Source organism: Acidovorax sp. 59 (assembly GCF_002754175.1).
Lineage (GTDB): Bacteria > Pseudomonadota > Gammaproteobacteria > Burkholderiales > Burkholderiaceae_C > Acidovorax > Acidovorax delafieldii.
The window spans coordinates 3,670,544-3,689,992 of the sequence record NZ_PEET01000001.1; the positions used below are offsets into that span (position 1 = coordinate 3,670,544).

Consider the following 19,449-nt stretch of genomic DNA (forward strand, 5'->3'; position numbering starts at 1 on the left):
TTTCAGGACGCGACCGCTCGCGCCGCGAAAAGCGGCCCGTCTTCGTATTGCAGGACGACCATTTCCACGGCCATCCCGGGGTTCCAGGTAACGCCCGGAGCATCTAGCAGGCGGCATGCAACCCGGATGTAGCTATCTAGGTCGACAATGCCAACGGCATAGGGCGCCTCGGCTGCAAAGACGGCAGGTGCCGCATGGATGCGGGTCCAGGAATAGAGCGTGCCGCGGGCGGACAGCGGGCTCCAGACCACCGAGTCTGACCAGCAATGCGGACAGATAGGTCGCGGCGGGAACGTCTGCTTGCCGCAAGTCTCGCAGCAGGTGGTCTGCCAGCGGCCTTGTGCGAGGCCGTCCCAGAACGTTCTGGTAAAAGCGGAGGTACGCGGTGGATAGGCACGGCGGCCCGGCGCTGGAAATGTGTGTATCTGCGTCATGCCATGGCTTCCAGAACGTGTACGAGGGCGGCGTTGTAGTTACCCAGTTCGCCAGTGGAAAGGCCGAAGCGCGCGTTCTTCACCTGGCGCTCGCCAGCCCGGCCGCGCAGTTGGTCGGCGAGCTCAACGTAGTTGTAGAGTGAAGTCACGTACGCCGGATGGCCCCGAGAGGTCAGGCCGCCGGATGTCGACACCGGGATGCGGCCGCCCAGGCGCGTCTCCCCTTCAAAAGCTGCGTGGGCTCCATGGCCTCTGGGCACCAGGCCAATCGCCTCGCTCACCAGTACCTCGACGATCGTGCAGGGGGCGTAGAGCTCCACCACATCCAGGTCGGCGGCAGTGATACCTGCCTGCGCGTAGGCATCGCGCGATGCGCGGGCAGCAGCCTCGAAGCCGATCATGTCGTTGGGCACGTCGTTGATTTGGTGCGAACCATCGTGGTAGAACCCGCGGCCACGCACCAGTACATAGGGCTTTCCGAGCGACTTGGCGACTTCCTCACTCGCCAGCACCAAGCATGCGGCGCCATCTCCGCGTGGCGGCACGTCATACAGTCCCAGTGGCTCGACGATGGGGCGCTGCGCCAGTACCTCCTCCAGCGTGATCGGTTTACGGTACTGCGCTAACGGGTTCAACGAAGCGTGGTGGCGGTTCTTCACCGCCACAGAGGCCAGTTGCTCGCGCGTAGCACCGGTCTCGTGCATGTAGCGCATGGCGTCCATCGCATACCACGCAATCGGCGTAAAGCCAGCGGAGGTGTGAAAGTCCACATCCCCCGTCGTTCGCATACTGCTCATCATGTGCTCTGCGGCAGAGACTGCGCTTTCCATGTTGATGCCGAGCGCCAGCGCCACATCTGAGCGACCCAGAAGGATTTCGTCGCAAGCCTTGTCGAAGGCCAATGCCGCCGTCATGCCGTTGCCCATCACCTCCATCACACTGCCGCGGCAGGCCAGCCGCAGTTGGCCCACCAGAAATGTGTGGAAGTACTTCTGGCGCGTGTAGGGACGCGGCAAGGTAAACACCAGGCTCTGGATGTCTTCCTTGGAGATGCCCGCGTCCTGGACCGCTTCGGCGACCAGCCGCGTCATGATCTCGTTTTCAAGGACCTGCAGCTCTTCATCGTCTGCGGTCTGATGCCTGCCGTTGGGGATGGCGCTGGCGCCGATCAAAGCGACGCGTCGGGTCACGATGCCACCTTTACCGGATCGGCGCTTGCCACTCCAAATGCTCCCTCAGCTTGCAGCTGCGCAATGTGGTCTTCGTCGTAACCCAGCGTTTCTCTCAGAACTGCTTGGGTGTGCTGCCCGACGGACGGTGCGGCAAAGGGTGCTACCGCCGGCGTCCGCGCCAATCGCAATGGACTGGCGATGTTGGGAATCCAGCCCTTGACCGGGTGAGGGATGCGCGTGACTAGGCCTCGCGAGCGCGCTTCATCCGAGGCGAGTGCTTCACCCAGTGTCCGTACCTGCCCGTGCGGCACGTTCGCTGCACGCAACAGTGGCGCCCAATGGCTCCATGGCTGCTTAGCGAAGGCCTCGTCCATGATCTGAAAGATGCGCTCGCGCTGCTCAAGCCGCTTGACCCGCTGCGAGAGTACGGGATCGTGCGCAAGATCGGGCCGCTCCAGCACCTGCTCAAACAACCGCTGGAAAATCTTGTCATTGCCACAGTTGATATAGAAAGGTTTGTCTTGCGACTGGAAAACGCCCGAAGGACATGTGTCGGGACTGACGTTGCCGTTACGCTGAGGCTCGTAGCCCGTGGTCAGGTGCTGCATGGCGCCGAACCCGGTCATGAGGATGGCTGTGTCGAACAAGGCCACTTCAACTTTCTGCCCCACACCGTCCCTCGTGCGGGCCATCAACGCCAGCAAGATGGCATTGGTGGCGGACATTGCCGTCGCAACGTCCATCACTGCGGCGCCCGTGCGAACTCCTTGTCGGTCTCTGTACCCGTTCATGGAGATAAAGCCGCTTTCCGCCTGCGCGATTGGGTCAAAGCCCAATCGGTCCGCGTAAGGACCTTCGCGCCCGTAGGCCGAGATGGAGCAGTAGACCAGGCGAGGATTGAGCTTGGCGCATGCTGCGTAGTCCAGCCCAAATCGATCCATCACGCCACTGGAGAAGTTCTCCACCAACACGTCGGCCTGGGCAATCAGTTCCTTCGCAATTTTGAGCCCTGCCTCGCTCTTCATGTCTAGCGCGAGGCTTTTCTTGTTGCGGTTGGCCCAGATAAAGGGACCTCCCTGGGCCGGAATGGCGGGGTCCACAGTGGGATAGTGGCGAAAGTCTTCGCCCCGTTCCGGAGCTTCGATCTTGATCACGTCGGCGCCGAAGTCGGCCAGGGTCTGTGTCGACAGCGGGCCCGCCACGAAATGCGTGAAGTCGATCACTCGAAGCCCCTCGAGCGCGGGCGACGCCTGAGACGGCGTACTTTGATGGACCGGAAGGGAGTCGATGCTTAGCTGATTGAACATTGGTTATCCTATCAATGGTTCAACCATTATATTGAAAAAAAGAAGTTTGCCCAGCCCTGCGTATGTGCGGGTCAATTACCAGTACCGGTACATAACGTCAAAAAGCCCCATCGACGGCTGTCGATGGGGCTTTCATAGGCGTTACGTAAAGGGGAGCTGCTAGTGTTGCGCCAGCAGCGAGTGGCTCAGCGCTTGCAGATGCTATCGGGCCATCAATATAGCTCCCACCGCGCGAGCTACTTATTACGCGTCCTGATCGGATTCTCGGCGTAGGCTCCTTCAGGCAGTTTTGCAGCTGCCACCGGCGCAGCTTCTTTGGCCAGGGAAAGGTAGCTGCGCTGTAGGCGCTTGAGACTAGCTTCCATTTCGGCAACCGCACCCTCCGCATCCCGCGCTTCCATCATCTTGATGAAGCGTTTGCGAGAAGGCAAAACAAACGAGTTCTCGTAGGGACCGATTGTCTGTACGAAGTGCCGCAAAACAGAAAGCACGCTGTCCATGACGATCACCATGACAGGGTTCCCGGTCATGCGCGCGAGAATTCGGTGAAACTCCAAATTGGCCTCAGCGCGCTTGCCTAGATCCCCCTGCGCATTCGCCTCCTCTGCTTGCCGCACATTTTCGCGCAGGTTTTCGATGTCGTTGGGAACTGCGCGCTGGCAAGCTTCGCGGACCACGATGGATTCCAGCCAGATGCGAGCCTCGGTCAATTGGGCCGGCAGTATTGACCCACTGTGGAACATGTCCAGCAAACCGGTTGCGATTGTCTCGCCACTGGCCTCGGTGATAAAAGCTCCGCCAGTCGCACCCTTCTGAAGTCGTACCAACCCCGAATGCTCAAGCGAGCGAAGCGCCTCACGCAATGTGTTGCGGGAAACACCAAATTGCTCGGAAAGCGCCCGTTCAGAAGGCAATCGATTGCCTACGCGCAATTTACCCTCGGCCAACTGGGCGCGGATTTGCGTTGCGATTTCCTCAAATGCACGCTGCGACTTGATTGGCCTAAAGACAGGTGCTAATTCGTCAGAGGAACGTTTGGAAGATTGTGAGTCCGTCAAGGTGCTCAGAGCCAATAGTTAGATTGGCACAATGATAGGACCAAAAGCGACCGCTGCAAGACCCAATATGGTTGACGATGAAAGCAGACAGGTACTCGCCGACCTCGACCGAGAAGCCATCGGCGTCGCAGGTGGCGTCCAGTCGTTGACGACAACGCCAAGCAAGGAGATCGGAGAGTTTTGGCATCGATTACGAAGTAAGCAGCCAGCGAATACATGTTGATCTGAGAGCAGCGTTCGATCAGACGGGTGACACATTCACTGTGGCACTTCGATGTTGTCTACGGGTGGGGGCGTCCATCCCCTTGTTTCGACATCAAGGCGTGTATGGCACGTCAACAATTGAAACGCGGACTCCCAGTTGACGGGCGTAACCCACCAGTCCATCCAACAGGTGAAACAGCTGCGCCGTCTCTGCGGTTCGTAGGCTCGGATCCTTAACGGCGTTTTCAAGCGCGCCTACCCCACCGAGATCATCCAGACTCCAGTTATGCCCTCGCGCGACGAGCTCAAGAGCCCTTGCTTCCATTGAATGCACGGCAACCATCGGGACGCGACGTAAGTCGGGTTCTTCGTTGTCGAAGATTTCCTGGGCCGCACCTAGGCACGTCTTGTCCTGTGTGTGAAGGAAGAGATCAATCAACTCCGCAGCCAAGTAGTCCGGATTTCGCATCCAGAAGTCAAACGCCTGGAGCCTCGCTTCACCCTTAAAGACCAACGCGGCGCCCGTATGCTCCGGGTCTCCGTGGATGCTGCCGCTCAGCTCCTGGTCCGCGAGCGTCTCACATCAGCCTTAGGCTGACGTAGTAGCAACCAAGTCACTGTCGAATGCAGTCGATAGTTTGCACTTACTTCTAATTTTTCAATTGTGATTCTTTGCGGCTCAGAGGTGGTAAACAGATCACGTGCCCAGTCCCTGCGCGCCAGCGGGTCGTCAAATCTAAAGTTAAGTGGCGGAAAAACGAAAGTAGAGTGGCGTTCCGCAAAAGTAGAGTGGCGTTCCGCAGCGTTCCGCACCTTCGACCCCATGTTCTGAGGGGGTGTCTTGAAATGGCCACAAATGCCCGTATCATTAGCACTCACCGCAGACGAGTGCTAACACCGCATTCCCTGCTGGCAGTTTGGTGGCCCCGGATGGCCGGGGCTGATTGAGTCCCTCAGCTTTTTTACTGAAAACAGGAGCATTGCAATGAACCTTCGCCCTCTGCACGATCGCGTGATCGTCAAGCGTATTGAAAGCGAAACCACGACCGCTTCCGGCATCGTGATCCCTGACAACGCCGCTGAAAAGCCCGATCAAGGTGAAGTGTTGGCCGTTGGCCCCGGCAAGCGCAACGAAAAGGGCGAAGTGCTCGCCCTGAACGTGAAGGTCGGTGACCGCGTTCTGTTCGGCAAGTACTCGGGCCAGACCGTCAAGGTCAAGGGCGACGAGCTGCTGGTCATGAAGGAAGACGACCTGTTTGCAGTGGTTGAGAAGTAATTTCTCGCCCCTCTGAATCACTCATCTTTTCATAGCTGCTAGTGCTTATTGAATAAGCGCCAGCAGCCAATTTGAATCAAATTTTCAGGAGCTCCAAAATGGCAGCAAAAGACGTAGTTTTCGGCGGCGAAGCCCGCGCACGCATGGTTGAAGGCGTGAACATCCTGGCCAACGCGGTCAAGGTGACTCTGGGCCCCAAGGGTCGCAATGTGGTGCTGGAGCGCTCGTTCGGCGCCCCTACCGTGACCAAGGACGGTGTGTCCGTGGCCAAGGAAATTGAACTCAAGGACAAGCTGCAGAACATGGGCGCCCAGCTCGTGAAGGAAGTGGCCTCCAAGACCAGCGACAACGCTGGTGACGGCACCACCACCGCTACGGTGCTGGCACAAGCCATCGTGCGCGAAGGCTTCAAGTACGTGGCCGCCGGCATCAACCCGATGGACCTGAAGCGCGGTATCGACAAGGCTGTGACGGCCCTGGTCGCCGAGCTGAAGAAGGCTTCCAAGCCCACCACCACCTCCAAGGAAATCGCCCAAGTGGGTTCGATCTCCGCCAACTCCGACGAAACCATCGGCAAGCTGATCGCTGACGCCATGGACAAGGTTGGCAAGGAAGGCGTGATCACCGTGGAAGACGGCAAGTCGCTGGACAGCGAACTGGACGTCGTGGAAGGCATGCAGTTTGACCGCGGCTACCTGTCGCCCTACTTCATCAACAACCCTGAAAAGCAATCCGCGATTCTGGACAACCCCTTCGTGCTGCTGTTCGACAAGAAGATCAGCAACATCCGCGACCTGCTGCCCACGCTGGAACAAGTCGCCAAGGCTGGCCGTCCCCTGCTGATCATCGCCGAAGAAGTCGAAGGCGAAGCCCTGGCTACGCTGGTGGTCAACACGATCCGCGGCATTCTGAAGGTTGTGGCTGTCAAGGCCCCTGGCTTCGGCGACCGCCGCAAGGCCATGCTGGAAGACATCGCCATCCTGACGGGCGGCAAGGTCATCGCTGAAGAAGTCGGTCTGACCCTGGAAAAGGTCACCCTGGCCGACCTGGGCCAAGCCAAGCGCATCGAAGTGGGCAAGGAAAACACCATCATCATCGACGGCGCTGGCGCTGCCGCTGACATCGAAGCCCGCGTCAAGCAAGTGCGCGTGCAGATCGAAGAAGCCACGTCCGACTACGACCGCGAAAAGCTGCAAGAGCGCGTGGCCAAGCTGGCTGGCGGCGTGGCTGTGATCAAGGTGGGCGCTGCCACCGAAGTCGAAATGAAGGAAAAGAAGGCCCGCGTGGAAGACGCACTGCACGCTACCCGTGCAGCTGTGGAAGAAGGCGTTGTGGCTGGTGGCGGCGTGGCTCTGCTGCGTGCCAAGCAAGCTGTGGGCGACTCGATCAAGGGCGACAACGCTGACCAGGACGCCGGTATCAAGCTGGTGTTGAAGGCAGTGGAAGCTCCTCTGCGCGAAATCGTGAACAACGCCGGTGGCGAAGCCTCGGTGGTGGTGAACGCAGTGTTGGCTGGCAAGGGCAACTTCGGCTTCAACGCTGCCAACGACACCTACGGCGACATGCTCGAACTGGGCATTCTGGACCCCACGAAGGTCACCCGCACGGCCCTGCAGAACGCTGCCTCCGTGGCATCGCTGCTGCTGACGACCGAAGCCATGGTGGCAGAGGCTCCGAAGGAAGAAGCCGGCGCTGGCGGCGGCATGCCCGACATGGGCGGCATGGGTGGCATGGGCGGCATGGGCATGTAATTGCCTGGCCCCTGCGCAGCAGCCCCGTGCTGACTGCGCAGCCCACTACACAAAAGCCCGCAGGCCTTACGGTCTGCGGGCTTTTGTTTTTTTATGGGGCCAACTCGGGACACTGGCCTGCCATGGGTTTACTCCCCGCTGGGTTGCACCCACCAGTAAATCAGCACCAGGGTGCCGATACCGGTGAGGGACAGCAGCTGCCACCAGCCGGAGCGGCCAATATCGTGCAAACGGCGAGCCCCCACGGCCAGCGCGGGCAACAGCAGGGCCAGCGCGGCAATGCCATACAGCACCTGGCTGATCATGGTGGCAATCACCAGCACCCCGAACTGAAACAGCGCAAACCACCAGAACTCGGAGCGTGGTGCACGGCCCGAAAACCCTGCGTACTGCGCGAAGCAGCTTTTGACAGCCGAAACAAAATCCATAGCGAATTCCCTCTCTTGAACAATCGTTGCTCGGTCACGGGGTATCCCCGCGTGGCCATGATAGAGGGGCGCTGCGACAAGTCCAGCCAACTCGGCGCGCGCAGCGGAGACACCGTACCGCTGGCACCACGGTGTCAGCGTCTCCTTTGCTCTTATTTTGATAGCTGTTAGTGCATATTGCACTAGCACACCAGGCGCTTTTGGCTGCAAACCCAGCGCCCAGAGCCCCTCAAGCCGCCTTGCGCAATGCCTGGGTGTCGCGCGCCAGCTGGGTGATGCGGGCCCAGTCGCCCGCGCGCACCGCATCGGTGGGCGTAAGCCATGAGCCGCCCACGCAGCGCACATTGGGCAGTGCCAGGTAGTTGGAGGCAGTGGCGTTGGTGATGCCACCCGTGGGGCAAAAGCTCACCTGGCCAAACGGGCTGGCCCAGGACTTCAGCAGCGGGATGCCGCCCACGGCCTCGGCCGGGAAGAGCTTGAGGAACGAGAACCCATCGGCCAGCGCCGCCATGATCTCGCTGGACGTGGCCACACCGGGCAGCAGCGGCAGGTTCAGGCCCTTGCAGGCGCTGCCCACGGCCGAGGTGTAGCCGGGGCTCACGGCAAACCGCGCACCGGCTTCGCTCGCGCGGCGCGCGTCATCGGCGTTGAGTACCGTACCCACACCCACCACAGCTTCGGGCAGATGGCGGGCGATGGTTTCGATGGCGGGCAGACCGGCAGCGGTGCGCAGCGTCACCTCCAGCACCTTCACGCCACCGGCCAGCAAGGCCTCGGCCAGGGGCAGCGCGTCTTCCACGCGGTCGATCACGATGACGGGGATCACCGGGCCATGGCTGGCGATGTCGAGGGGATTCATGGGGGCGGAAGCAGGGGTTACAGCCATGTGCAGGCTCCTTGTTCGGCACCGCCTGCGTGGCGGCGAAAGTTGGTGAAGAGTTCGCGGCCGAAGCCGATGGGGGATGGGGCGCTGCAGCGCTCCGGGGCGCGTGCGGCCCACTCGGCGTCGTCCACCAGCACATCGAGCGTGCCAGCCACCGCATCCACCCGCACGATGTCGCCATCACGCACCTTGGCCAGCGGGCCCCCGGCCAGTGCCTCGGGCGTGACGTGGATGGCAGCGGGTACGCGGCCCGACGCGCCGCTCATGCGGCCATCGGTAACCAGCGCCACCTTGAAGCCCTGGTTCTGCAGCACCGCCAGCGGCGGCGTGAGCTTGTGCAGCTCAGGCATGCCATTGGCCTGCGGGCCCTGAAAGCGCACCACGGCCACCATGTCCTGGTTCACCTCGCCCGCACTGAAAGCGGCGAGCAAGGCCTCTTGCGAATCGAATACACGGGCCGGGGCCTGGACGACGTGGCGGTCTTCGGGCACGGCAGACACCTTGATCACCGCACGGCCCAGGCGACCTTGCAGAAGGCGCAGGCCGCCCGTGGGCGAGAAGGGCTCACTCACGGGGCGCAGCACCGAGGTGTCGCCCGACACGGCGGGCGCGCTCTTGCCGCCATCGGCAATACCGCCTGCGTTCACGCTCATCACATCGGGGTGCATGAAGCCCCCCGCCAGCAGCTCGCGCAGGATCCACGCCGGGCCGCCTGCCGCCTGAAACTGGTTCACATCGGCATCGCCATTGGGGTACACGCGGGCCAGCAGAGGCACCGCCGACGAGAGTTCGTCAAAGTCCGTCCAGTCGATCAGGATGCCCGCGCTGCGCGCAATCGCCACCCAGTGGATCAGGTGGTTGGTGGAGCCGCCCGTGGCCAGCAGGGCCACCATGGCGTTGACGATGCAGCGCTCGTCCACCAGCTTGCCGATGGGGGTGAAGCGGTTGCCCCGTTTGCCGAGGTCGAGCACCGTACGCAGCGCCTGGCGCGTGAAGGCCTCGCGCGCCTCGCTGCCGGGCGACTCGAACGCTGCACCGGGCACATGCAGGCCCATGGCTTCGAGCAGCATCTGGTTGCTGTTGGCCGTGCCGTAGAACGTGCAGGTGCCAGGGCTGTGGTACGCGGCCGATTCGGCCTTGAGCAGTTCGTCACGGCCCACCAGGCCTTGTGCGTACTGCTCGCGCACCTTGGATTTTTCCTTGTTCGACAGGCCTGTGCCCATGGGGCCTGCGGGCACAAACACGCAGGGCAGATGCCCGTAGTGCAGCGCGCCGATCAGCAGGCCGGGCACGATCTTGTCGCACACGCCCAGCAGCAGTGCACCATCGAACACATCGTGGGACAGCGCTACCGCAGTGGCCATGGCAATGGCATCGCGGGAGAACAGCGACAGCTCCATGCCGGGCGTACCCTGCGTCACACCATCGCACATGGCGGGCACGCCACCGGCCACTTGCACCGTGGCACCGAGCTGGGCGGCCTCATCACGCAGGATAGCGGGGTAGCCCTGGTACGGCTGGTGCGCCGAGAGCATGTCGTTGTAGGCCGTGACGATGCCGATGTTGGGCGCCTTCTCGACCGTGACCTTGAACTTGTCCGATCCCGGCAATGCCGCGTAGGCGTGGGCCAGGTTCGCGCAGCCCATGCGGTCTTGTGCGGGCTTGCGGGCAATCATGGCGTCAACGCCGGCAAGGTAGGCGCCGCGGGTGTCTGCGCTGCGCTGGACAATGCGCTCGGTCACGCGCGCTACAACTGGATGCATGGAAGTCTCCATCGGTGGGTGGCAGGACCCCGTGCATTGCGCCAGGGTCGTTATCTGAGGCCCTAGAATGTAACTCGATAACCACCCCAATTCAACCCATGTCCCTGCAAACCTTGCCCTTGCCGCCGTCCGAACTGGGTGAATCCCCCTTCTGGCACCCCACGGAAAAATCCCTTTACTGGTGTGACATTCAGGGACAAGCGGTGCACGCATGGCATCCTGACAGCGGCCACCACCGGCAGTGGCACATGCCCAGCGAGCCCGGCTGCTGCGCCCCTGCGGCTGATGGGCGATTGGTAATCGGGTTACGAAACGGTTTCTATCTTCTGGATCCGGCCAAGGACAGCGCAGACCCTACCGCCCTCACCTGCCTGGCCCTGCTGCCGCCCGAGCAGCATGACACCACGGTCCTGCGCCTGAACGACGGTCGCTGCGACACCGCAGGCAGATTCTGGGCGGGCTCGGTCATCACGCCCCGCCCCGCACCGAATGCGGCACTGTGGTGCCTGCAGGCCGACCCGGCCAGCACCACAGGCTACCGCGTGCGCTACATGGCGGGCGACAACTTCACCGCGAATGGCCTGGCCTTCAGCCCCGACAACCGCACGATGTACTGGTCCAACACGCCGGAGCACCGCATCGACCAGTTCAACTTTGAGGTGGCCACGGGCGATATCACCAACCGCCGCCCCTGGGTGCAGTTTGACCGCAAGGTGGACGGCCAGCCGTACGGCGGCAGACCCGATGGTGCGGCAGTGGATGTGGATGGCAACTACTGGGTGGCGATGTACGCAGGCGCTTGTGTGTTGCAGCTTTCGCCAGCAGGTGAGGTGCTGCAGCGCATTGCGGTGCCGGTGCAGTGCCCGACCATGGTGTGTTTTGGGGGGCCGGATCTGCACACGCTGTTCATCACATCGGCGCGGGCGGGGAGGCCTCTTCAAGAACAGCAGGCAGCGGTTGCAGCGGGGTCGCTGTTCAGCATGCAGGTCGAAGTGGCTGGGCTGCCGGTGAATTTCTTCAAGGTGTGAAAAGCGCCGAGCAACTGGTCACAGTGGGGCACAAAGGCCAGCGCTCCATCACCAGCCCGCCAACGCGCCGATCTCCTCGCGCACGATCCGATAGCTGAGGCGGTCACTGACCAACCTTGCACCCAGGCTCTCGTAAAACGCAATGCCCCGGGCGTTGGACGACTTGACCGACCAGTCGATGCGGCCACAGCCGTTGTCCAGCGCGTATCGCGCCACCCATTGCATCAAAGCCAGGCCAATACCTTGGCTCCGATGGTGCGGAGAAACAAACAGCTCCTTAAGTACACACTGCCGCTGGTGGGCGGGCTCGGGCTCCACCAACGAATACACCAGGTAAATGGCGGCAAACCCCAACAACTCGCCGCCGAGTTCTGCCGTCACCAGCCGAATCTGAGAGTGGGGTCCGCACAGGTTGTCCAACAGGTGGTTGCGCACAAGGACCCGGTCGAGCACCCGGCCCGGGTGGTAGTGATCATGCAGCGCAAGCAGCAAGTCCACCGTCTGCTCCTGTTGCGCCGGGGTCAGCAAACCGACTTCCATGTTTCCTCTTCTGCTGGACCGGATGGTTCCGATGGGGTGAGCTTACGTCGACAGGGTGACTCGCTGGCGGTCAGCCCTTCTCAGCCCCCAGCCCCAGCGCTCCCAACACGTCATAACACGCCCCCATGTTGTGATAGTCCACCTTCCCCGCGTTGCTCTTCTCGCGGGTGGTGTTGCGGTTGTTGCGGTGCAGGATGCGAAACCACGCGCCTGTTTCGTGGTCCACAAAGTGGGCCCAGCAGTAGGTCCAGATGCGGTTGTACCACTGCCAGTAGCGCGTATCCCCCGTGCGAACAGCAAGCACCGCTGCAGCCGCCATGCTCTCGGCCTGCACCCAGTGGTATTTGCCGTCGTCGCAGATGCTGCCGTCGGGCGCCATGCCGTAGTACAGGCCGCCGTGTTCGGCATCCCAGCCCCGCTCCACAGCGGTATCGAACAGGCGCTGCGCACACGGCAGGTGCCATTCGGCGGGCAGCAAGGCGTCGAGTTGCAGCAGCAGCTTGGCCCATTCGGTCTGGTGGCCGATCTGGTAGCCCCAGGGGCGGAAGATGTTGCTGCGGTCATGGCGGTTGTAGTCCCAGTCCACGGACCAGTCGGCATGGAAGTGCTCCCACACCCAACCTTCGGCAGCGGGCGCAAGGGCGCGGGTGGACAACGCGGCCTGCCGCTGGCAGATACCTTGCGCGAGTTGTTCGGCACGCTCGATGTAACGACGCTCGCCCGTGGCGCGGAAGGCCGAAATCATGGCCTCGCAGGCATGCATGTTGGCGTTCTGGCCTCGGTAGCTGGTCACCTGCCACTCGGGGCTTGCCTCGTCGGCATACAGGCCTGCGGCAGGTTGCCAGAAGTGCTGTTCGGCAGTTTCAAAAGCCTCAGCCAGCCAATCGCGGGCCTCGGGCACTCCGGCCTCGTAAGCGCGGGCATACGCCAGCATCACAAAGGCCATGCCGTAGCAGTGGCGCGTGGCGTCTTGCACGGTGGTGCGGCCATCCTGCCAGTCGATCAGCCAGGCGTAGCCGCCCGTGGCAGGGTCGAGAAACGCGGTGCGCAGGAACGTGAGCGCGTGCCGCATGCCCGCCTGATAACGCGCCTCCCCCGTGGTGCGGTAGAGCATGGCGTGCGTGACCACAAAACGGGTGGCGCTGACGAGATGGCGGGTGTGCGTGTTGTAAACCGTGCCGTCGTCCAGAAAGAAGTGGAACTGCCCGCCGCTCGGATCGGTGGCCACGGGGTCGTAGAACGCCATGGTGTCACGCAGATGCTGGCGCAAAAAGGCTGCGGAGCGGAAGTCCGGATAGGGCGGAATCGCCATGGGGAGTGTCTCCTGATGCGTTAGCTGTCGACCAGAAACTGTGCCGGCTTCTGCCGGCAGGGCGCCCGGTCTTCCGCCAGAGCGACCCCGAGGACTTTGCTGTGCCGTGAAGGTCAGGCAGGGCTGCGCAGCAAGCCCAGCAGGCCAGCGGTGGAGCCATCGAGCCCCGCCACATCACCGCTCTCCAGCCGGGCCTCCAGGTCCTTGGCCAGCACCTTGCCCAACTCCACGCCCCACTGGTCAAAGCTGTTGATGCCCCACAGGCTGCCGCTCACAAACACGCGGTGCTCCTGCAGTGCAATCAGCGCGCCCAGCGATGTGGGGGTGAGTGATTCGAGCAGCATCAGGGTGCTGGGGCGGTTGCCCGGAAAGTGCCGGTGGCCGTCGTCGCTGGCCTTGCCCACCATCAGCGCCTGCGTCTGCGCCAGCGCGTTGGCCAGCAGCTTTTGCTGGTGGCCGGGCAGCGGGTGCGAGGCCTTGCGCACGGCGACGATCTCCAGCGGCAGCACATCGGCGCCCTGGTGCAGCATCTGGAAGAACGCGTGCTGGCCGTTGGTGCCGGGCTCGCCCCACAGCACGGGCGATGTGACGCAGGCCAGCGTGCTGCCGTCTTGCGCCACGCGCTTGCCGTTGCTCTCCATCTCCAGCTGCTGCAGGTAGGCCGAGTAGCGCCCCAGCGCGGCGTGATACGGCGCGATGCAGCGGCTGGTGAAGCCGTGGAAATTGCGGTACCAGACATCGAGCAGGCCCAGGCGCACCGGCAGGTTCTGCGCCAGCGGTGCGGTGCGGAAATGCTCGTCCATGGCGTGCGCGCCCGCAAGGAAATCTCGGAAGCCTTGGGCACCGATCGCGATGGCAATCGGCAGGCCAATGGCCGACCACAGCGAGTAGCGGCCGCCCACCCAGTCCCAGAAGCCGAAGGTGGTGGTGATGCCGAGAGCCGCTGCGGCCTCGATGTTGGTGGTAAGCGCCCCAAAGTGGCGGGCCACATCGCGCCCGCCCTGGGCACCAAACCACGCCAGTGCCGAGCGCGCGTTGGTCATGGTCTCGGCCGTGGTGAAGGTCTTGGACGCGACCAGGAACAGCGTGCTCTCAGGCCGCAGGCCCCTGAGCACGTGGTGCAGCTCGTGCCCGTCCACGTTTGACACAAAGTGAAAGCGCTTGCCCGGTGCGCGGAACTCTTCGAGCGCGCGCACGGCCATGTGCGGGCCCAGGTCCGACCCGCCGATGCCAATATTCACCACGTCGGTGATGGCGGCATCGCTGCGCACCTTCTCGGCGTAATGCAGCATGGCATCAAGCGTGTGGTGCACGTCGGCCAGGCGCTGTGCGGTCTCGGGCACATCACCGGGCAGGGCCACGCCTGCAGGGCGGCGCAGCAGCGTGTGCAGCACGGCGCGGTTTTCGGTGGTGTTGATGGCCTCGCCTGCAAACATCGCATCGCGGTGTTGCACCAGGCCGCAGTCGCGGGCCAGATCCAGCAGCAGCGCTTCGGTATCGCGGTCCCACAGGTTCTTGGACAGGTCAGCAAACACATGCGGAGCCGACTGGCTGAAGGCTGCAAACCGCTGGGCATCCTGCGCAAACGCCTGGCGCATGTCCAGGTGCTGGCCGTGGGAGGCGTAGTGGGCGGCCAACTGGGGCCACAGCGCAGACTGGTCGCAACGGAGAGGCATGGTCATCAAACGGGTAAGGTGAAAAAAGCGCCGAGATAGTAACTTGATTACACGACAAAGTGGCCTATTAACAGGTTCTTTTGGGTTACAAGCAGTAGATACAAGGCAATCCTCTTTAGAAAATCATGTAACGTGATTACAATCCCACGCAACAAAACGAACCACCCCATCACGGAGACACCATGAGTTTTGACCTCGTCCTGTTTGGCGGCACCGGCGACCTCGCCTGGCGCAAGCTCATGCCCGCATTGTTTCAGGCCTTTCGGCATGGCACGCTGCCTGAGGGGGGACGCATCATCGCGGTGGCACGTGATGACCTGAGCGACGAACAATACCGCAGCCTGATCCAGTCGCGGTTCGACAGCGTGGAGCTGGCCAAGCGCCCCAGCCCGGACGAGTTTGCACGCTTCGCCGCGCTGCTGCACTACCTGCGCATGGACTTGTCCAAAACCCAGGACTACGAGCGCCTGGCCGAGACGCTGAAGGCGCGCGGAGCCGACTCGGTGGTGATGTATGTGGCCACAGCCCCCAGCCTGTTCACCAATGTGTGTGAACAGATCGCCGCCGTGGGCCTGAACGGCCCCACCACCCGTGTGGTGCTGGAAAAGCCCCTCGGCCACGACCTGCAGTCCAACCGCGCGATCAACGACACGCTGCGCCGCGTGCTCAAGGAAGAGCAGGTCTTCCGCATCGACCACTACCTGGGCAAGCCGTCCGTCCAGAACCTGTTTGCGCTGCGCTTTGGCAACGCGCTGTTCGAGCCCCTGTGGCGCCGCGAAACCATTGCCAACATCCAGATCACGATTGCCGAGGAGCTGGGCGTGGAGTCGCGCGGCGCGTTCTACGACCAGACCGGCGCACTGCGCGACATGGTGCAGAACCACGCGCTGCAGCTGCTGTGCGCGATCGGCATGGAGCCCCCCATCAACTCCAGCGCCAACGCGATCCGTGACGAAAAGCTCAAGGTGCTGCAGTCGCTCAAGCCCTGGACGCTGGAGACCATCGGCCAGCACGTGATCCGTGGGCAGTACGCGGCCGGCAACCACCAGGGCCAGCCCGTGCCCGGCTACGCGCAAGAGAAAGGCGTGGCCGCCAGCAGCACCACCGAAACCTTTGTGGCGCTGCGCACCGAGATCAGCAACTGGCGCTGGGCGGGTGTGCCGTTTTACATCCGCACCGGCAAGCGGCTCGCGGGGCGCGACGCGCACATCGTCATCAACTTCCGGCCCGTGCCCCACCCCATCTTCAAGACCCCTGCGGGCGCTGCCAACCGCCTGGTGATCAACCTGCAGCCCAAGGACGGGCTGGAACTGCACCTGATGGCGCAGGGCGCCGCCCAGCACCAGACCGAGCCCGCGCTGTCGCAGGTGCACCTGAACCTGGACTTTGACCAGCGCTTTGGCACCGAACGCGTAGGCGCCTACGAGCGCCTGCTGCTCGACGTGATCGCTGGCCGCCTGAACCTGTTTGTGCGCAGCGACGAGCAGGAAGAGGCCTGGCGCTGGGTGGAGCCCATCCTGCAGTATTGGAAGAACGACCCGGCAGGCCCCCGACCCTACCCCGCAGGCAGCTGGGGCCCGCGTGCGGCCAGCGCGATGATTGCGCGCGACGGGTATTGCTGGAGCGAGGAGATGTGAGAGCCTCGCGTCCGGCGGCTGCAGACCTTCGCAGCCTCGGCCGCCGGGCCTTGTTTTCTTAAGTCTGCGCAGCCTCGCTGTGCAGCCACGACAGAAACGCCTCCACCGCTGGGCGCTTGGCGTGCCGCTCGGGGTACACGGCGAAATGCGCCTTCACCCGCACGGCCTGGTCCATGCCGAACGGGGCCTTCAGCCTGCCATCGGCCAGGTGCCCACCCGCGTTGACGGCGCTCTCTAGCGCAACGCCCAGGCCCTGTGTGGCGGCGTCCAGGGACATCTGGGCGCGGTCAAACCGCAGGGAGAAACGGTCGGGTGCCCGCAGCTTGGTGAACCGGCCAAACCAGTCGGACCACTGCACGATGCTGACGTTGCTTTGGATCAGCGGCAGGTCCAGCAACTGCTCTGCGCGCTTGAGCTTGTGCGCCTTGATGAAGGCCGGGCTGGCCAGCGGCACGATCGCCTCCTCGAACAGCGGCTCCACCACCAGATCGCCCCACTGCGGAATGCCGTAGCGGATGTCGATGTCGGCCTGGCCCAGTGCGAAATCGCTGGGTGTGTGGGCGGCCGAGAGGTTGAGCGATATCTCCGGGTAGGCCTGTGCAAAGTGGTGCAGGCGCGGCATGAGCCACAGACTGGCAATGCTGGGTGCCGAGTGCACATACAGGCTGTTGCGGATGCCATGACGCAGATCGTCCGTGGCCGTGGCGATGGCGTTGAGCGCTGCACCCACGTGCATCAGGTAATGCTCGCCCGCAGGGCTCAGGCGCACCCCGTGGGCGCTGCGTTCGAACAGGCGGATGTCCAGCTGTGCCTCCAGTCGCGAAACCTGGTGACTGATGGCCGAGGCCGTGAGGTTCAACTCCGCCGCTGCCAGTGCAAAGCTGCGGCGGCGTGCCACGGCCTCGAAGGCCTGCAGATTGGCAATGGGCGGCAAGGTGGGCATGGGGTGAACCCTGACGTTAGATGACGGAATGTCATCTTACGCTGATGATTCATCGCTTGTCATCATCTTGAGCGGCTTTGAGAATCGGCTCCCAGAACAGGAGACACCGCTTCGACAGCCGCCCTCACCGGCAGCGTGCAAGTCTCCTGCACCTTCACACCACAGGAGACAAAACACATGCTGCTCAAGAACCAGGTTGCCATCATTACCGGAGGGGCGGGACTCAACGGCCTCGGGTTTGCCACCGCCCGCCTGATGGCCGAGCAAGGCGCCAAAGTCGCCATCCTCGACCTCGAAGCCGCCGACCCCGCAGGCGCCGCCGCGCGGCTGGGCGAGGGCCACCTGGGCCTGGTGGCCGATGTGACCGACAAAGCATCGTGCGATGCCGCCGCCGCCCAGGTGTATGCCCATTTCGGCCGCATCGACACGCTGGTCAACAACGCGGGCATCACCCAGCCCGTCAAGACGCTGGAGATCACGGGCGCCGACTACGACCGCATTCTCAACGTCAGCCTGCGTGGCACGCTGTACATGTCCCAGGCTGTGCTGCCCACGCTGCGTGCACAGCAAAGCGGCTCCATCATCTGCATCTCGTCGGTGTCGGCCCAGCGCGGCGGCGGCATTCTGGGCGGGCCCCACTACTCGGCCGCCAAAGCAGGTGTGCTGGGCCTGGCCCGCGCCATGGCCCGCGAGTTTGGTCCCGAGAACATCCGCGTCAACTGCATCACCCCCGGCCTGATCGGCACGGACATCATCAAGGGCAAGCTGACCGAAGAGAAAAAGGCCGAGATCGCGGAAACCATTCCACTCGCCCGCCTGGGCCGGGCCGATGACATTGCCGGAGCCTGCGTGTTTCTCGCCAGCCCGCTTTCGACTTATTGCACCGGCATCACGCTCGATGTGAACGGCGGCATGCTGATCCACTGACCGCTTCACGACCTCTCAACAAACATAAACCAGGAGACAAACCATGCAACGCAAAACCTTCACCCGCACCCTGCTGACAGCCGCTGCTTTGGCGGTGGCACTGCCCGGGCTCGCGCAGGCGCAGACCATGAAGCTCACGCTGGGCCATGGCGCTGCCCCCGGCAATCCGCGCCACGAGGCCGCTGTCAAATTCGCTGAAACCCTCAAGGCCAAGACCGCAGGCCGCATCGAGGTGCAGGTGGCGCCCTCCGCCCAGCTGGGCGACGACGCTGCCATGGTCACGGCCGTGCGCACCGGCGCGCTGGACATGACGGCGAACTCGCAAGGCGCCGTGTCGGTGGCCGTGCCCGAGTACGCCGCCTACGGCATGCCGTTCATGTTCTCCACCCCCGCGCAGGCTTTCAAGCTGCTTGACGGCCCACTGGGCCAGGAGCTGGCACAGAAGTCGGCCGACAAGGGCATGGTGGTGCTGGGCTATTGGGACAACGGCATCCGCCACATGACCAACAGCAAACGCCCCATCACCAAGGTCGAAGACATGAAGGGCTTGAAGATGCGCACCCCGCCTGACGCAGTGCTGGTGGACATCATGCAAGCGCTGGGTGCCGAGGCACAGCAGATCAAGTTTGCCGAGCTGTACGTGGCGCTGCAGCAGGGCGTGGTCGATGGGCAGGAGAACCCGCTGGTCAACATCCACGCCAGCAAGCTGTACGAAGTGCAAAAGCACCTGGCACTGACGAGCCACATGTTCCAGATGACGCCGTTCCTGATGAGCAAGCGCACCTGGGACCGCCTGTCCGACGCCGACCGTAAGGCCGTGACCGAAGCGGCTGCCGAGGCCACGACACTGCAGCGCAAGATGTCGCAAGAGGCCGACGACAAGCTGCTGGACGACCTCAAGGCCAAGGGCGTGCAGGTGACCACGGTGGACAAGGCCGCGTTTGCTAAGGCCACGGCTGCGGTGGACGCCAAGTGGCTGACCACGCCCATCGGCCCGTACCTCAAGAAAGTCATCGCCGCCGCGCGCTGACCGCTCCGGGCGCTGCGGCGCCTGTCCTCATTTCCCCGAAGCCGCTGCATGGGCCCCAGCCCTGCAGCCCAAGGAGTCTC

The 19,449-nt window shown here is 63.2% G+C and carries 18 protein-coding genes; 6 read left to right on the forward strand and 12 right to left on the reverse strand.

Annotated elements, in window-relative coordinates; translation table 11 throughout:
- Positions 1–2: 2 nt before the first annotated feature.
- The 5 genes from CLU87_RS16725 to CLU87_RS23365 form a co-directional block, all read right to left on the reverse strand.
- Positions 3–434 (reverse strand): Zn-ribbon domain-containing OB-fold protein, encoded by a 432-nt coding sequence (locus tag CLU87_RS16725; RefSeq protein ID WP_099731166.1) that lies wholly within the window; start codon positions 432–434, stop codon positions 3–5.
- Positions 431–1,624, reverse strand: a complete 1,194-nt coding sequence (locus CLU87_RS16730; RefSeq protein ID WP_099731167.1) for a thiolase family protein — start codon at positions 1,622–1,624, stop codon at positions 431–433. Before CLU87_RS16730 ends, CLU87_RS16725 begins: the two co-directional genes overlap by 4 nt.
- On the reverse strand, positions 1,621–2,913 hold the full coding sequence (locus tag CLU87_RS16735; protein ID WP_099731168.1) for a CaiB/BaiF CoA-transferase family protein: 1,293 nt from the start codon (positions 2,911–2,913) through the stop codon (positions 1,621–1,623). The genes CLU87_RS16730 and CLU87_RS16735 overlap by 4 nt, the downstream gene beginning before the upstream one ends.
- A gap of 236 nt (positions 2,914–3,149) precedes the next feature.
- Positions 3,150–3,971 carry a FadR/GntR family transcriptional regulator gene (locus tag CLU87_RS16740; RefSeq protein ID WP_099732219.1) on the reverse strand — a complete coding sequence of 274 codons (822 nt, stop codon included), beginning with the start codon at positions 3,969–3,971 and terminating at the stop codon, positions 3,150–3,152.
- 316 nt (positions 3,972–4,287) lie between these two features.
- Positions 4,288–4,644 carry a hypothetical protein gene (locus CLU87_RS23365; RefSeq protein ID WP_199170841.1) on the reverse strand — a complete coding sequence of 119 codons (357 nt, stop codon included), beginning with the start codon at positions 4,642–4,644 and terminating at the stop codon, positions 4,288–4,290.
- Between the two features lie 516 nt (positions 4,645–5,160).
- Between CLU87_RS23365 and CLU87_RS16750 the strand changes: the two genes are divergently transcribed.
- Positions 5,161–5,451, forward strand: a complete 291-nt coding sequence (locus CLU87_RS16750; RefSeq protein ID WP_099731169.1) for a co-chaperone GroES — start codon at positions 5,161–5,163, stop codon at positions 5,449–5,451.
- Between the two features lie 98 nt (positions 5,452–5,549).
- Entirely contained in the window at positions 5,550–7,202 is a 1,653-nt protein-coding gene (groL, locus tag CLU87_RS16755; protein ID WP_056058489.1) for a chaperonin GroEL, read from the forward strand.
- Positions 7,203–7,330: 128 nt separating this feature from the next.
- Here groL and CLU87_RS16760 read toward each other — a convergent pair whose 3' ends face one another.
- From CLU87_RS16760 to edd, 3 genes are all read right to left on the reverse strand, one after another.
- Positions 7,331–7,630: a DUF805 domain-containing protein gene (locus CLU87_RS16760; protein WP_056744079.1), complete on the reverse strand. Its 300-nt coding sequence runs from the start codon at positions 7,628–7,630 to the stop codon at positions 7,331–7,333.
- A gap of 229 nt (positions 7,631–7,859) precedes the next feature.
- Entirely contained in the window at positions 7,860–8,516 is a 657-nt protein-coding gene (gene eda, locus CLU87_RS16765; RefSeq protein WP_056058486.1) for a bifunctional 4-hydroxy-2-oxoglutarate aldolase/2-dehydro-3-deoxy-phosphogluconate aldolase, read from the reverse strand.
- On the reverse strand, positions 8,507–10,276 hold the full coding sequence (edd, locus tag CLU87_RS16770; protein WP_099731170.1) for a phosphogluconate dehydratase: 1,770 nt from the start codon (positions 10,274–10,276) through the stop codon (positions 8,507–8,509). Before edd ends, eda begins: the two co-directional genes overlap by 10 nt.
- Before the next feature lie 98 nt (positions 10,277–10,374).
- On the opposite strand from edd, the gene CLU87_RS16775 reads away from it, so the two are divergent.
- Positions 10,375–11,304: an SMP-30/gluconolactonase/LRE family protein gene (locus CLU87_RS16775; RefSeq protein WP_099731171.1), complete on the forward strand. Its 930-nt coding sequence runs from the start codon at positions 10,375–10,377 to the stop codon at positions 11,302–11,304.
- 48 nt (positions 11,305–11,352) lie between these two features.
- Here the strand turns inward: CLU87_RS16775 and CLU87_RS16780 are convergent, their stop codons facing one another.
- From CLU87_RS16780 to pgi, 3 genes are all read right to left on the reverse strand, one after another.
- A complete protein-coding gene (locus CLU87_RS16780) occupies positions 11,353–11,844 on the reverse strand; it encodes a GNAT family N-acetyltransferase (protein WP_099731172.1) in 492 nt (163 codons plus the stop codon).
- 70 nt (positions 11,845–11,914) lie between these two features.
- Positions 11,915–13,156 (reverse strand): AGE family epimerase/isomerase, encoded by a 1,242-nt coding sequence (locus CLU87_RS16785; protein ID WP_099731173.1) that lies wholly within the window; start codon positions 13,154–13,156, stop codon positions 11,915–11,917.
- 113 nt (positions 13,157–13,269) lie between these two features.
- Positions 13,270–14,838, reverse strand: a complete 1,569-nt coding sequence (pgi, locus tag CLU87_RS16790; protein ID WP_099731174.1) for a glucose-6-phosphate isomerase — start codon at positions 14,836–14,838, stop codon at positions 13,270–13,272.
- A 176-nt stretch (positions 14,839–15,014) separates the two neighbouring features.
- Between pgi and zwf the strand changes: the two genes are divergently transcribed.
- Positions 15,015–16,469 (forward strand): glucose-6-phosphate dehydrogenase, encoded by a 1,455-nt coding sequence (gene zwf, locus CLU87_RS16795; protein ID WP_099731175.1) that lies wholly within the window; start codon positions 15,015–15,017, stop codon positions 16,467–16,469.
- A gap of 58 nt (positions 16,470–16,527) precedes the next feature.
- Here zwf and CLU87_RS16800 read toward each other — a convergent pair whose 3' ends face one another.
- Positions 16,528–17,412 carry a LysR substrate-binding domain-containing protein gene (locus CLU87_RS16800; RefSeq protein WP_099731176.1) on the reverse strand — a complete coding sequence of 295 codons (885 nt, stop codon included), beginning with the start codon at positions 17,410–17,412 and terminating at the stop codon, positions 16,528–16,530.
- A 177-nt stretch (positions 17,413–17,589) separates the two neighbouring features.
- On the opposite strand from CLU87_RS16800, the gene CLU87_RS16805 reads away from it, so the two are divergent.
- A complete protein-coding gene (locus tag CLU87_RS16805) occupies positions 17,590–18,339 on the forward strand; it encodes an SDR family NAD(P)-dependent oxidoreductase (protein ID WP_099731177.1) in 750 nt (249 codons plus the stop codon).
- Positions 18,340–18,382: 43 nt separating this feature from the next.
- Positions 18,383–19,369 (forward strand): TRAP transporter substrate-binding protein, encoded by a 987-nt coding sequence (locus tag CLU87_RS16810; RefSeq protein WP_099731178.1) that lies wholly within the window; start codon positions 18,383–18,385, stop codon positions 19,367–19,369.
- Positions 19,370–19,449: the final 80 nt, after the last annotated feature.

Coding starts and splice junctions, on each gene's coding strand:
- CLU87_RS16725 (WP_099731166.1), bottom strand. CDS start 434: ATGACGCAGATACACACATTTCCAGCGCCGGGCCGCCGTGCCTATCCA.
- CLU87_RS16735 (WP_099731168.1), bottom strand. CDS start 2,913: ATGTTCAATCAGCTAAGCATCGACTCCCTTCCGGTCCATCAAAGTACG.
- CLU87_RS23365 (WP_199170841.1), bottom strand. CDS start 4,644: ATGCGAAATCCGGACTACTTGGCTGCGGAGTTGATTGATCTCTTCCTT.
- CLU87_RS16750 (WP_099731169.1), top strand. CDS start 5,161: ATGAACCTTCGCCCTCTGCACGATCGCGTGATCGTCAAGCGTATTGAA.
- groL (WP_056058489.1), top strand. CDS start 5,550: ATGGCAGCAAAAGACGTAGTTTTCGGCGGCGAAGCCCGCGCACGCATG.
- CLU87_RS16760 (WP_056744079.1), bottom strand. CDS start 7,630: ATGGATTTTGTTTCGGCTGTCAAAAGCTGCTTCGCGCAGTACGCAGGG.
- eda (WP_056058486.1), bottom strand. CDS start 8,516: ATGGCTGTAACCCCTGCTTCCGCCCCCATGAATCCCCTCGACATCGCC.
- edd (WP_099731170.1), bottom strand. CDS start 10,276: ATGCATCCAGTTGTAGCGCGCGTGACCGAGCGCATTGTCCAGCGCAGC.
- CLU87_RS16775 (WP_099731171.1), top strand. CDS start 10,375: ATGTCCCTGCAAACCTTGCCCTTGCCGCCGTCCGAACTGGGTGAATCC.
- CLU87_RS16780 (WP_099731172.1), bottom strand. CDS start 11,844: ATGGAAGTCGGTTTGCTGACCCCGGCGCAACAGGAGCAGACGGTGGAC.
- CLU87_RS16785 (WP_099731173.1), bottom strand. CDS start 13,156: ATGGCGATTCCGCCCTATCCGGACTTCCGCTCCGCAGCCTTTTTGCGC.
- pgi (WP_099731174.1), bottom strand. CDS start 14,838: ATGACCATGCCTCTCCGTTGCGACCAGTCTGCGCTGTGGCCCCAGTTG.
- zwf (WP_099731175.1), top strand. CDS start 15,015: ATGAGTTTTGACCTCGTCCTGTTTGGCGGCACCGGCGACCTCGCCTGG.
- CLU87_RS16800 (WP_099731176.1), bottom strand. CDS start 17,412: ATGCCCACCTTGCCGCCCATTGCCAATCTGCAGGCCTTCGAGGCCGTG.
- CLU87_RS16805 (WP_099731177.1), top strand. CDS start 17,590: ATGCTGCTCAAGAACCAGGTTGCCATCATTACCGGAGGGGCGGGACTC.
- CLU87_RS16810 (WP_099731178.1), top strand. CDS start 18,383: ATGCAACGCAAAACCTTCACCCGCACCCTGCTGACAGCCGCTGCTTTG.